The 12,932-nt window shown below is 54.6% G+C and carries 10 protein-coding genes; 9 read left to right on the forward strand and 1 reads right to left on the reverse strand.

Going from position 1 to position 12,932, the window contains the following annotated elements; all coding sequences use genetic code 11:
- Positions 1–1,581 precede the first annotated feature (1,581 nt).
- Positions 1,582–3,846 (reverse strand): helix-turn-helix transcriptional regulator, encoded by a 2,265-nt coding sequence (locus ABID47_RS19245; RefSeq protein WP_354499148.1) that lies wholly within the window; start codon positions 3,844–3,846, stop codon positions 1,582–1,584.
- 403 nt (positions 3,847–4,249) lie between these two features.
- Between ABID47_RS19245 and ABID47_RS19250 the strand changes: the two genes are divergently transcribed.
- From ABID47_RS19250 to ABID47_RS19290, 9 genes are all read left to right on the forward strand, one after another.
- A complete protein-coding gene (locus tag ABID47_RS19250) occupies positions 4,250–5,164 on the forward strand; it encodes an ABC transporter permease (protein ID WP_089550423.1) in 915 nt (304 codons plus the stop codon).
- The gene (locus ABID47_RS19255; protein WP_354499150.1) at positions 5,158–6,048 is read left to right on the forward strand and encodes a carbohydrate ABC transporter permease; all 891 of its coding nucleotides are present in this window, start codon (positions 5,158–5,160) and stop codon (positions 6,046–6,048) included. Before ABID47_RS19250 ends, ABID47_RS19255 begins: the two co-directional genes overlap by 7 nt.
- A 37-nt stretch (positions 6,049–6,085) precedes the next feature.
- Entirely contained in the window at positions 6,086–7,636 is a 1,551-nt protein-coding gene (locus ABID47_RS19260; RefSeq protein ID WP_354499153.1) for an extracellular solute-binding protein, read from the forward strand.
- A 221-nt stretch (positions 7,637–7,857) separates the two neighbouring features.
- Positions 7,858–8,211 carry a GIY-YIG nuclease family protein gene (locus ABID47_RS19265; RefSeq protein ID WP_354499155.1) on the forward strand — a complete coding sequence of 118 codons (354 nt, stop codon included), beginning with the start codon at positions 7,858–7,860 and terminating at the stop codon, positions 8,209–8,211.
- A gap of 2 nt (positions 8,212–8,213) precedes the next feature.
- Positions 8,214–8,693: a DUF6530 family protein gene (locus tag ABID47_RS19270; RefSeq protein WP_105445818.1), complete on the forward strand. Its 480-nt coding sequence runs from the start codon at positions 8,214–8,216 to the stop codon at positions 8,691–8,693.
- A gap of 154 nt (positions 8,694–8,847) precedes the next feature.
- Positions 8,848–10,176, forward strand: coding sequence for an MATE family efflux transporter (locus ABID47_RS19275; protein ID WP_251678210.1), 1,329 nt, complete (start codon positions 8,848–8,850; stop codon positions 10,174–10,176).
- A gap of 51 nt (positions 10,177–10,227) precedes the next feature.
- Positions 10,228–10,611 carry a hypothetical protein gene (locus ABID47_RS19280; protein ID WP_354499158.1) on the forward strand — a complete coding sequence of 128 codons (384 nt, stop codon included), beginning with the start codon at positions 10,228–10,230 and terminating at the stop codon, positions 10,609–10,611.
- Positions 10,612–10,797: 186 nt separating this feature from the next.
- Complete coding sequence (locus tag ABID47_RS19285) at positions 10,798–11,193, forward strand: VOC family protein (protein WP_354499708.1); 396 nt, start codon at positions 10,798–10,800, stop codon at positions 11,191–11,193.
- Positions 11,194–11,537: 344 nt separating this feature from the next.
- Entirely contained in the window at positions 11,538–12,914 is a 1,377-nt protein-coding gene (locus ABID47_RS19290) for an FAD-dependent oxidoreductase (protein ID WP_354499160.1), read from the forward strand.
- Positions 12,915–12,932 lie beyond the last annotated feature (18 nt).

Here is a 12,932-nt window from a genome sequence, read left to right on the forward strand (position 1 = left end):
ACACGATAGCGCCCGCGCGATACGCGATGCACTGCTCCACACGATATGCCCACACCACACACCGCGGCCATGTCCACCAAATGACGTTCGCACCATGAGTCATGGCCATCTCCACCCGACGATGTACTCACCTCGCACCATCCCCCTAGTCCACGCACCATCAGCGCATCGCCCCAATGTTCAGCCCCAAGCTTAGCGCGGGCTGACCAAAACATAACCCCCACCCGGATACGCAGTCCGGGTGGGGGTTTTTACTTTACCCACATGTGATGGCAGCAGGCCCTGCTGAGGTTCAACTGCCTTTCATGCCATTAATCTTTATGCACCGTAACTCCAACCTCGACCCAGCGGAGTGGGCGGAATCGATCTGGAGAAGCGAAGTGGTCGCCTTAGTCTTGTCCAGCCCTAAGCTTAGCGCGGGCGGAACCAAACCATTAACCCCCACCCGGATACGCAGACCGGGTGGGGGTTTTTACTTTACCCACATGTGATGGCGGCAGGCCCTGCTGAGGTTCGGGGGCCTTTCATGCCATTAATCCTTAAGCACCGTAACTCCAACCTCGACCCAGCGGAGTGGGCGGAATCGATCTGGAGAAGCGAAGCGGCCCGCCTTTGTCTTATCCAGCCCCAAGCATAGCGCGGGCTGACCAAAACATAGCCCCCACCCGGATACGCAGTCCGGGTGGGGGTTTTTACTTACCCACATGTGATGGCGGCAGGCCCTGCTAAGGTTCGACGGCCTTTCATGCCATTAATCCTTAAGCACCGTAACTCCAACCTCGACCCAGCGGAGTGGGCGGAATCGATCTGGAGAAGCGAAGCGGTCGCCTTTATCTTATTCAGCCCCAAAGCTTAGCGCGGGCTGAACCAAAACATTAACCCCCACCCGGATACGCAGACCGGGTGGGGGTTTTTACTTTACCCACATGTGATGGCGGCAGGCCCTGCTGGGGTTCGACGGCTGTTCATGCCATTAATCTTTATGCACCGTAACTTCAACCTCGACTCAGCGGAGTGGGCGGAATCGATCTGGAGAAGCGGAGCGGTCGCCTTTGTCTTATCCAGCCCCAAGCTTAGCGCGGGCTGCCCAAAACATAACCCCCACCCGGATACACAGACTGGGTGGGGGTTTTTACTTTACCCACATGTGATGGCGGCAGGCCCTGCTGGGGTTCGCCGGCTGTTCATGCCATTAATCTTTATGCAACGTAACTCCAACCTCGACCCAGTGGAGTGGGCGGAATCGATCTGGAGAAGCGAAGCGGTCGCCTTTGTCTTTGGATTTCACCCTTGGTATGTTTCCGGTCAAGAAATCCAAAGACAACAGCGATCGGAAGAACGATCCGTACACGGAGCGGCCACTCGAGCGTCGAAGTATCATGATGCATCATCAATGCCAACGGAGCGTCCACCCGAGCGCCGAAGTGCCACGAGGCATCAGCAAGCATCGATGCCAACGAAGGCGCCTTGAAGTCTTCCGACTAAAATTTATGCCGTAAATTACTTATCCTACTAAGACGCCTGCGTTAGCGCCTGCCTGCACCAACGCTTCCACTCCCAGCCTGCCCGCCATCACTCCCCCTACGACGCATATTTGCGCCGATATTCCCCGGGCGTAATCCCCGCATGCCGCTTGAACATGCGGATGAACGAGTTCACGTTGCGGTAGCCGACCCGGGCCGCCACGTCCTGAATACGCAGATCCAGGTTCTGCAGCAGCTCCTTGGCGGTCCGGATGCGCAGGTCGTTCAGATAGTCGCTGAAATTGACGCCGGTCTTCTCCTTGAAATACGTCGACAGGTAGCCGGACGTAATGTTCAGTTTGTCGGCCATCATGTCGAGGTTGATGTCCTCGTCCAGATGCGTGCACATATACTCCGTCACGAACGACGTGATCGGATCATGCTCCTCCGTCTTGCGCCGGATTCCCTGCAGCACGGGGTGCAGCAGGTCCGCGAACCAGCGCTCGTACTGCGCCCGGCAGTAGAAGCGCCGGGTCTCCTCGAGCGGCGGGCGGCCGCCGGCATCGGCCGATGCAGCCGGGGGAAGCTGGCGCAGCGCTTTATCCAGCTCGCCCGCCACATCTTTGGCGAACTGCCGGTAGTCGCTGGCCACCGCCTGCTTCTTCTCGAGCTGGTCCAGGCTGCGCCGGACCCACTCCTGCATGCCTTCCTCACTGCCGCTCATCAGGCGGGTCTGGAACTCCTGCTCCCACATCGCTTTGAGGTAGCGCTCGCCTCGCGCTCCGCCGTCAGGGGCGTCCGGCCGAATCCACTGCGTTTCATCCACCAGGCGGCGCAGCTTCAGCCGCTCCTGGACCTGCTCATACGCAGCCGTAAAGTCCGCCCCCGCCGGCTGAACGGCTCCATGGGCCATCGTGACGAGATAGCTGTCACGGTCCACGGAGAACACCTGCAGCAGCCGCTGCATGTACGGGGTGAGATCGGCTTCCGGATCGGGCAGGAACAGCAGCGTCAGGATCTGATGGGGCTCGGTTTGGATCGTGACGGCATCGGGAAAAGCCTGACGCCATACATTGTCGACGTACACGCGGAGGTAATAAGAGCCTTTACCCGTTTTCTGCTGATAATGCTCGAAGGCATCCTTGAACAGCACCTGGTAGACCACCACTACATAAGGCAGGCTCGTATCGGTCAGCTCCTGGATCTCCTTCAGGTTCATATGGATGTTCTTCAGCTTGTTGGTGTAGGCGTAATGCCGGAGCATGGAATTTTTGCGTGCCAGATCGCGCGAAATGCTTTGGTGGGAGATGCGCATGTGGTGCATTTTTCGCGTGATCAGCTCGATTTCGCGAACGGGTTCGTTATCCGTGCCGCTGCCGGCATCGGCTTCGTAGCCCTTCAGTTCGTCGACGATGAGCCGAATCGGCTGGTGCATGCGCCGGCTGAACAGGAAGGTCAGCACGATCAGGACGCCGACGATCGCGAGTAGCGACAGCAGGATCAGATTCAGATTGAGCAGCTGGCCGGAAATGCTCTGGACCGGAACCCGGCTGACGTAGGTGAAGCCCGTACCGGCTCCCTTTTTGTAGAAATAGTAGTAATCCTTCGTTTGCATAAAGGAACGGTCCGGGTCAAACGAAGTGACGAGACCCGAATTGATGTCGGCCGACGTCTGATAGAGCGGCTGCCCGTCAGCACTCAAAATATAAAACTGGTCGCTGATCGAAACGTGCAGGTCCTGCGTCAGCTTTTGGGCATCGATCATGACGATGAAGTACATGTCGCGGTAAGGCATCATTTTAATGATCATGGGCATCAGCACGCCTTTGGACACCGTATGGCCCGCCGTGTTCTCGGTAAAGGCGGCAGCCGGAAATACGCGGTAGGCGTACGATTCGTCAAATTGGCGGTCCCAAAACTCCGGCGGGTAGGAAGGGCTAATGTAATACGTGCCAAACATCGCTTTTGCGCTGCTTGTCCCGTCCTTCTCGATGACGTAGGCGTCGCTGCGGAAGTCAATGATGAGGTTGTCAATATAAAGGAAGGGATTCGTGTACAGCTGCTTCATCTCGGCAATGACGTCGTTGACGTAACCGTAAGCCTTGTTGACTCGGGCATGCCGGAGCAAATTGATGTGGGTCGCCCAGAGGCTGTTCTGGTTCAGACCGAGCACCATTTCCCGGGTCAGGCGAAAATGGTCCTCATAGCCATCCACCGCGTGATTAATGCTCAGCTCGTTGTACTTGACGATCTCCTGGTGGATCTGGCGTTTTAAATAGAAGAAGGAAACCAGGTTGAAGGCGGCAAGAAGCAAGATGACGGCCAGAAATCCAAGCAGCAATTTCGTGAAAAGCGTCGTATACCCCAGTTTTTTCGTCAGCATGAGTGACATCTCTTGAACACCTCCGGCAATGTGCGCTCTGTTACCTATATAGATTGAACTAAAGGTTTGCATTGAAACTCCTGTTATAACGGCCCAATAGAGGCCTAGAACATTCCTTTCTTTAGTTCAATCTATGTATATCATAAGATTTATTTTCGCATTCAAACAATATTCACCTTTTCGGGTATCTCTACAATCTTCCGGCTGACCCCGGAAAAAGGGGATATCCTCACAAACGTGCAGATTTATTTATGGAGAAGCGTTCAAGTATGATTCGGGTACAGGGTTTCACGGCCCATGACCAAAGAGGGAGGTGCGCATGTGGGTGAAACAAGCACAATCGGAAGTGTCGGGAATCGTTGAAGCAGGCCTGCCGGGCCTGAACGTAAAGCGCCGCAGCGGCATGACCATGCAGAGCAGGCTGAAGCGGGCCTGGAGACGAAGCAAATACTTATGGCTGCTGTTTCTCCCGTGCCTGCTGTATTACGCGATTTTTAAGTATGCACCGATGTTCGGCCTCGTCATTACATTCAAAAACTACAACGTGTTCAAGGGCATTTGGGCGAGCGAGTGGGTGGGCTTCAAGTATTACCGGATGTTTTTCGAGAACCCGGATTTCTGGGTGCTGATGAAAAACACGGTGCTGCTCGGCGTTTACAAGCTGGTCTTCGGCTTCCCGGCGCCCATCATTCTGGCCCTGCTGCTGAACGAAGTCCGGAATGCCGTGTTCAAAAAATGGGTGCAGACCGTCAGCTACCTGCCGCATTTCATTTCCAACGTCATCGTGGCCAGCATGGTGATCATGTTCCTGTCCCCGAATGGGGGAATCATCAATGAACTGATTACTGCGCTTGGCGGCAAGCCGGTCAACTTCATGATGGAGCCGGGATGGTTCCGGCCGGTCTATGTCCTGTCGGAAATCTGGCAGCACATCGGATGGGAGACGATCATCTTCCTGGCAGCGCTGACCGCGGTCGATCCGCAGCTGTATGAAGCGGCCAGCATCGACGGGGCGAACCGGTGGCGGAAGCTGTGGCATGTGACGCTGCCCGGCATTGCCCCGACCATCATGATCATCCTGATCCTCGATATCGGGAAGGTGCTCGAGATCGGCTTCGAGAAAGTATTTCTGATGTATAACCCGGCCATTTACGACACGGCGGACATCATCAGCACTTATGTGTACCGGGTCGGAATGGAGCAGGGGAACTTCAGTTACGCCTCATCCATCGATCTGTTCATGGGGGTCATCAGCTTCATCTTTATTTTTTCGGCCAACTTTATCAGCCGCAGACTGGGGGGAACCAGCCTATGGTAAGTGCAGGGGAGGTTCGCGGCCGCCGCAGGATCAGCCTGTTTACCATCATCAATACGCTGATTCTGCTCGGCGTCGCCGCCGTGACGCTGTATCCGTTCGTTTACATGCTTGCGGTTTCGCTCAGCGGGGACGTGTACGTCATGAAGGGAGAAGTCACGCTGTGGCCAAAAGGTTTTAATCTCCGGATGTACGATCTGGTGCTGGGAGACCCGAAAATTTGGTCGGCCTACCGGAACACGATCATCTACACCGTGCTCGGCACGGCGATTGCGATGATCATTACGTCCATGGGCGCTTATGCGCTGTCCCGCAGCGACATGACGTTTCACAAGGGCTTTACGCTATTGATCGTGTTTACGATGTTCTTCAGCGGGGGCATGATCCCGACGTTTCTGGTGGTCCGCTCGCTCGGGCTGGTCGATACGATCTGGGGTATGGTGCTCCCGGGAGCGGTCAGCACGTGGAATCTCATTCTGATGCGGACGTTCTTCAGCGGCATTCCGAAAGAGCTGGAGGAATCGGGACGGATCGACGGGCTGAACGACATCGGCATCTTCTTCCGCATCATCGTGCCGTTATCCAAGCCGGTGTTCGCTACGATCTCATTGTTCTATGCGGTAGGCATCTGGAACAACTTCATGAATCCGCTGCTGTATTTACGCAATCCCGACCTGTTCCCGCTTCAGGTCATTCTTCGAAATCTGGTGCTTGCCGGAAGCGTCAGCTCCGGGCAGGTGACACAGATCGGCGGGGACAACATGGTGGTCGAGGATTCGCTGAAGTTTGCGACGATCATGGTATCCACCATTCCGATCCTGATCATATATCCGTTCGTCCAGAAATATTTTGTGAAAGGGTCGATGATCGGCGCGGTGAAGGGATAACTGTGATGTTCCAATTTTGATCAAAGGGGCGAAACGAATGAAGAAAAGAAAGATCGCTTCAGCGCTGCTGGCCGCACTGCTGATCGTCATTGCCGCAGCCGGATGCACCAGCGGGAAGAAGGAAGAGACGAGTACGACACCAAATGCCGGAACCGGGGGACAGAAGGAGACGGTCACCTTAACGGCTCTCCTTGACAACAATGCGACCTTCCCGTACAGCAAGGATTGGCCGATCTGGAAGTGGATTCAGGAGAAAACCGGGGTCACGCTGAACGTACAGACGCCTTCGGGCAAGCTGAGCGACACGCTGAACCTCGTCATGGCCTCGGCCAATCTCCCGGACCTCATGTATATGTCGAGCCGCAGGGACTCCAACAAATACGGGGACCAGGGCGCGCTGGAAAATATTTTGGACCATGTCGACCAAATGCCGAACCTGAAAAAGTGGATGGAGCAGTATCCGGAGGAAGCCAAGGCCGCGCTGTCCGCGGACGGTAAAATGTATATGTTCCCGAACCAGGGCTTTGGGGAGACGAACCGGATGATCTGGCTGTACCGCGAGGATGTGTTCAAGAAAAACGGACTGCAGCCGCCAAAGACCTATGAGGAGCTGCACCAGGTACTGAAAAAGCTGAAGCAGCAATACCCGGACAGCTATCCGCTGTCGATGCGCTTCGGGCAAATACCGGATGAGATGTACGCCAACCTGACGACCAACTTCGATACGGGCACGGACGTGTATTACGATTTTGACGACAACAAGTGGAAGTTCGGACCGACCGAGGACAATTACAAGAAAATGGTGGAGATGTGGCATACCTTCTACGAGGAAGGGCTGATTCCGCCGGATTTCCTGTCGATCCAGACGAAGCAGTGGCAGGACGTCATGTCCACGGGCCAATCCTTTGTCACGATCGATTACATCAGCCGCGTGGACTTCTTCAACAACGCGATGCGCAAGGACAATCCGGAGTACAGCCTGCAGTTCATGGCGCCGCCGGCAGGACTGCCGGGCATGAAACAGCTGAACCCGTATTTCCACTATCTTGAGGGCGGTCTGACCGTTGCCTCGAGCTCCAAGCATAAAGACGAAATTATGAAGTATATGGACTTTTTCTACAGTGAAGATGGACGAAACTTAAGCAGCTGGGGCAAGGAAGGCGAGACTTATACGGTGGAGAATGGGGAGAAGAAATTTAAACCGGAGTATACCGACGTGACGGAAATGCGGAAGCAGACCGGCCTGCAAACGAGCGGCACGTATACGTGGATTGATTTCAATGCGCATCTGTCGCTGTTCTCGGACGATTTGAAGAAGGCCTACGAGGAAGCGGCCAAATACGATCCGCCGGCGATGCAGCCGAAACCGGCCTTTACCGACGCGGAGAACGAGGTGCTGTCGGTGACCGGGCAGGCTGTGAAGAAATACCGCGAAGAGAATTTCTCCAAGTTCGTCCTGGGCACGCGGAAATTAAGCGAGTGGGATAAATATGTGGAGGAAATCAACGGCCTCGGCGTCCAAAAGCTGATCGACACCTATACGGCGGCGCAGCAGCGGGTGGAGCAGGCGAAGCTGGAAAATAAATAGGAAGGCGCGAGGCTGCGCCTATTCCCTGAGGCACCTGGCTAACGGCCGGGTGCTTTTTTCTTTTAATGCAATTTCCCCATCACAAAAGGGCGGATGCCGATATTCCATCCCAAAGGTTTTCCAAATTCCTTGACAGGATACAATATTTGTAATATAAATGATCTAGTTATTTAGTAAATTACTGATTTAGTAAATTACTAAATATTAATCGGGAAAGCGAGATGAATCGGATGGATAAAAGCCGCAGGGCAGAGCTGATCGCCCAATATAAAGAAATGAAACCCCAAATGGGCGTATATATGCTCAAGTGTGTCCCTTCCGGACGCATCTATCTGGGTTTCACGCAGGATATGAAAAGTATGCTGAACCGGCATCAGTTTATGTTAAAATCCGGCCTGCACAAATGTAAGGAGCTGCAGCGGGAATGGAACGAATACGGGGAGAGCCAGTTTGAAGTGAAGGTTGTGGACACGCTCGCCTACGACAAGGATGAGTCCAAAACCGACTATACGGAGGACCTGGAGCTCCTGCGCGACATCTGGAAAGATAAATTAGAACATGTGGAGATGATCTAACCATGAGGATCCCAACAACGTTAAAACATAAACCGGTCATCGTTTCCGAGAATTACGAAAACATTGACGGCAGAAAGGCGTACAGCACGGATGCCAAGGGATTGTCCCTGGGCCTTGCCCAGTGGAACGAGCGCGGGAAGGTGGACATTTCCGCCAAGGTGTGGCGTTATACCGGCGAGAAATGGTCACGCCAATCCGAAGAACTTCCAATGCACCGGGTGCTGGATCTGGCGATTCTGATCCTGCGCAGCAGCGCTTACTTCAGCGAGGCGTACCGCTATCCCAAGCTGTATGACCCGGAAGAGACGACCATCGACCGGGTAGGGGTACAGGGGGACGCTATGGAAGTGGCGGTATGCACGGACAATCCGATGATCGACGAGGATATCAAGCTGTTTGCCCAAGCGCTGAACGAAGACGGCGAGCTGCTGGGCGAGCGGTTCCGCATTTTGTCCCGCCTGCTCAAGGACATGGGCTATTGATGAGCAAGCTGAAGCTTTTCAAATGGATGATCATTAAAGGAGATGGTTTTACATGAGTTCTACCGAGCAAGGTTTAAAAGGCGCTTCCGGTGCCGTACCATCCGAGAGGCCGGGGCCGGGTGCTCCCGACAAGAAGGATACGGTACTGCGGGCCATGATCGCCTTCCTTATCCCCCTTATTCTGAGCAACGCACTGCAGTCCGTCGGCCAGCTGGTCGGCAGCATCGTCGTGGGGCGCTGGATCGGGGTTGAGGCACTGGCGGCGATATCCGCGTTTTTCCCGTTATTTTTTCTGGTCATATCCTTTGTAATCGGGATCGGCTCCGGCAGTGCCATTCTGATCGGCCAGGCTTACGGTGCCCGCAACGAGGAGAAGCTTAAGGCGGTCGTCGGCACGACGCTGACCTTCACGGTCATCCTCGGCATCGTCCTGGCGGTGCTGGGGGGCATCTTTACCGAGGACATTTTGCTTCTGATCGGAACCCCGTCCAACATCATCGACATTTCCGTACATTATGCCCGCATCATGTTCTGGAGCCTGCCGTTTTTGTTCCTGTATGCGGTCTATACGACATTTATGCGCGGAACAGGCGATTCGAAAACGCCATTTTATTTTCTGATCGTCAGTACGGCGCTGAACCTGATTCTGCTGCCCGTGCTGATCTTCGGCTGGATCGGGCTGCCCAAGCTCGGCTTGTACGGTGCGGCTTACGCGAATCTCGTCTCCACGATCGTGACCTTTATCGTGATGCTCTGGTATCTTCGCTGGAAGAAGCACCCGCTGCAGTTCGACGCTTCGGTGCGCAGGCACCTGGGGATGGACCGGGAAATGCTGAAGCTGCTGCTTCGTCTCGGCATTCCGTCCAGCATCAGCATGATCCTGGTGTCGCTGTCAGAGATTGCGGTCATTATTTTCGTCAACCGGTTCGGGTCGGACGCAACTGCGGCCTACGGCGCGGGGAACCAGGTGGCGAGCTACGTCCAGATGCCGGCGATCAGCCTGGGCATGACCGTATCGGTGCTGGGAGCGCAGTCGATCGGGGCCGGTCAGCTGGACCGGCTGAAACAGGTCATCCGCGTGGGTATTATGCTTAACTATATCATTGGGGCTATCATCATTATCCCGGTGTACCTGTTCTCGGAGCATATTTTGTCCTGGTTCATTACGAGCGGCGATACGCTGGACATCGCGCACCGGCTGCTCATGATCACGCTGTGGAGCTACCTTATCTTCGGCCATACGCAAATTTACGGGGCGACGATGCGGTCCAGCGGCACGGTGCTCTGGCCGACGGTGTTCAATATCGTGTCGATCTGGTGCGTAGAGGTCCCTGTGGCCTATGTGCTCTCGTACCACACAAGCCTTGGCATCGAAGGCATTTGGATCGGGTATCCGGCAGCGTTCATCGCCAGCTTCATTCTGGTGTACAGCTACTACCGCTTCTCATGGAAAAAGAAGCAGATTACGCGTCTCGTTCACTAGCAGGGAGTACTTCAGAACTGTGGAACCTGGAATAACCAAGGGGGGACCGGCATGAAGGGAAAAAGGCTAGTATTATCGCTGATCATCGTATTTGTGGCTGTGTACATCGGGTTTGGGGCTTGGATCTCCCATGATACGAAACGGATATTGGTGGCAGCCATGAGCGGGGATCCGGGCTATACCGAATACATGGATGAGGCTGTCTATCATGACATCCATCCGGTCCAGCGAGGCATGACGAACAACGACTATGCGTATGATCCCGCCATTCACGACATCGGCTTCGTATTTCCGCTGCATTTCTTCGGCGTATCTCTGGCTTATGTGACCCAGCAGTACTTCGGTGAGCAATTCGGGTTCAGGGAGCCGGTCCGGCTGACACTCCAACTCAAATCCGGAAAATGGTATGCGACGGGTGTATCCATTCAACCTTAACAACAAAACAGATGGATAACTATAATTGAAGGGCTGCTCGAACGGGGCGAAGATGACCGTGGAAGCAGCTCTTTTTTGTATTAAAAAACTTTTTAAAATTTTTTTTGCTTCCGTGTCGATTTCGCCGACATACATTCGTCGTATGGATGTAAAGACAAAAAAACAGGTGAAAGGTTGTTGAACAATATGGGAGCACAAATGAACGCTTATCTGATGTCGGTGGATGCAAGAAGCCAGGCGAATTACTATATCGAGGCCCTCGGCGGGGAAATCCAGTTTGTCAGTACATACGGAGACGCGCCCGGAGCGCCTGAGGCGATGAAGGATAAAGTGATGCACTTGGCAGTAACGGTGGCGGGAGGAAATCCGCTGATGCTGTCCGACGCGTTTGAACCGGTTTCGTATAACCGCAGCGTCAGTCTTTCTTTAACATATACCGAAGAGGCGGAAGCCAGAGCGGCCTATGCCAAGCTGAGTGAGGGCGGAGAAAGCAAATATCCTTTTGCCCTTCAGCCTTGGGGCGCTTATTATGGTGAGGTCATTGACCGGTTCGGGGTAACGTGGATGATCACGAAGATGTAATGGAAGGAACGAAACCCGGCAAATATAACGATAAGAAGCAGCAGATACAGCAGCTCAAGGAAGGCAGCCGCCATGAGGATCGGCTGTCTTTTTGCTGCAGTGAACAGCGGGGAAGCGTTGATCAACCAGCGTCAAACTTACCTTTTTCCCCTTCGTTAAGGGAACGGATTGGTTCCAAAAAGCCAAAAAGAAAGTTTTTTTAAATTAGTGAGTTGTAAAAACTAACTAAGTATTGTATTATGACTTACATGGAAACGAGCACAACAGGTGAGCGCCCAGCAAAGCAGATCATAACGAGAAAAAAATGGAGAAAGAGCTTCATTCGAGAAGGGATGGATCATCCGATGATCAAGGAAACGTTCGATGCGTTAATTATCGGCTTTGGCAAAGGCGGAAAAACGTTGGCCCCCTTTCTGGCCGAGCAGGGATTGAAAGTCGCAGTCGTGGAAAAGTCACCTCTGATGTATGGCGGAACGTGCATCAATATCGGCTGCATTCCCACAAAGGCGCTGGCCTATCAGTCGCATATCGTTTCGCAGGAGGAAGGGAACGGTCCGGAGTCCCGGCAGGCGAAGTATGCGCGCGCCGTTCAGGAGAAAGATGAGCTGGTTACCCTGCTGCGTGGCAAGAACTTCAATAACCTGAACAGCCATCCGGGGATCACGGTATTGACCGGGACGGCTTCGTTCCAATCGCCGCACGAGGTTCGGGTGGAAACGGAAGCCGGGACCATCCTCGCCGAGGCCGAGCGGATTTTCATCAATACGGGGGCAAAGCCGGTCCTTCCCGACATTCCCGGGATTGACGGAGCTCACGTCTATACGAGCACGGAAATGCTGGACTTGGCGAAGCTGCCTTCCCGGTTGGCCATCATCGGCGGCGGCTATATCGGCCTGGAATTCGCCTCCATCTATGCAGGCTTCGGCTCAGAGGTGACCGTTCTTGAGAATGGCGGCGTATTGATGCCGAGAGAGGACCGGGAGATTGCCGAAGAGGTCAAAAAGGTGCTGGAGGCCAAGGGCATCCGCTTCCGGCTGCAGACCAAGGTGTCCCGGATTACGGAACAAGGGGAATCCGTTCAGCTGCTGTTGTCCACGCCTGACGGTGAGGACACGCTTCAAGCGGATGCCGTACTGGTCGCCACCGGCAGACAAGCGAATACGGAAGGACTGAATCTTGAAGCCGCAGGCGTGGAAGTGACGGAGCGAGGTTTCGTCCGGGTCGATGAGACGCTTCAGACCAATGTGCCGCATATCTGGGCGATCGGCGACGTGAACGGCGGCCCGCAGTTTACGTACATTTCGCTGGACGACTACCGGATTCTCAAGAATCAATTGTTCGGCGACCGTACGCGTACGACCGGCGACCGGCGATTCGTTCCTTACTCCGTGTTTATCGATCCTCCGCTGGCCCAAGTCGGGTATACGGAACAGGAGGCGCTGAAGCGGGGACACACCGTGAAAACGGCGAAATTACCTGTTACCGCATCGACGAGGGCACGCCAGCTGAAACAGACGGAAGGTCTGCTGAAGGCGGTCGTCGACGCCGAAACGGACCGTCTGCTCGGGTTCACCATGTTCGGTGCGGAGTCCAGCGAGGTTGTGAACATCGTGTCCGTGTTCATGCAGTCCGGGCAGCCGTACTCCGTACTCCGCGATACCATTTTTACGCATCCATCGATGGCGGAGACGATCAACGACTTGCTCGGTGCGATCCAATGAGCTCCTCTACGAGCTCAT

The organism is Paenibacillus favisporus, from assembly GCF_040545415.1.
Classification (GTDB): Bacteria; Bacillota; Bacilli; order Paenibacillales; family Paenibacillaceae; genus Paenibacillus_AQ; species Paenibacillus_AQ favisporus.

Coding starts and splice junctions, on each gene's coding strand:
- ABID47_RS19245 (WP_354499148.1), bottom strand. CDS start 3,846: ATGCTGACGAAAAAACTGGGGTATACGACGCTTTTCACGAAATTGCTG.
- ABID47_RS19250 (WP_089550423.1), top strand. CDS start 4,250: ATGACCATGCAGAGCAGGCTGAAGCGGGCCTGGAGACGAAGCAAATAC.
- ABID47_RS19255 (WP_354499150.1), top strand. CDS start 5,158: ATGGTAAGTGCAGGGGAGGTTCGCGGCCGCCGCAGGATCAGCCTGTTT.
- ABID47_RS19260 (WP_354499153.1), top strand. CDS start 6,086: ATGAAGAAAAGAAAGATCGCTTCAGCGCTGCTGGCCGCACTGCTGATC.
- ABID47_RS19265 (WP_354499155.1), top strand. CDS start 7,858: ATGAATCGGATGGATAAAAGCCGCAGGGCAGAGCTGATCGCCCAATAT.
- ABID47_RS19270 (WP_105445818.1), top strand. CDS start 8,214: ATGAGGATCCCAACAACGTTAAAACATAAACCGGTCATCGTTTCCGAG.
- ABID47_RS19275 (WP_251678210.1), top strand. CDS start 8,848: ATGATCGCCTTCCTTATCCCCCTTATTCTGAGCAACGCACTGCAGTCC.
- ABID47_RS19280 (WP_354499158.1), top strand. CDS start 10,228: ATGAAGGGAAAAAGGCTAGTATTATCGCTGATCATCGTATTTGTGGCT.
- ABID47_RS19285 (WP_354499708.1), top strand. CDS start 10,798: ATGGGAGCACAAATGAACGCTTATCTGATGTCGGTGGATGCAAGAAGC.
- ABID47_RS19290 (WP_354499160.1), top strand. CDS start 11,538: ATGATCAAGGAAACGTTCGATGCGTTAATTATCGGCTTTGGCAAAGGC.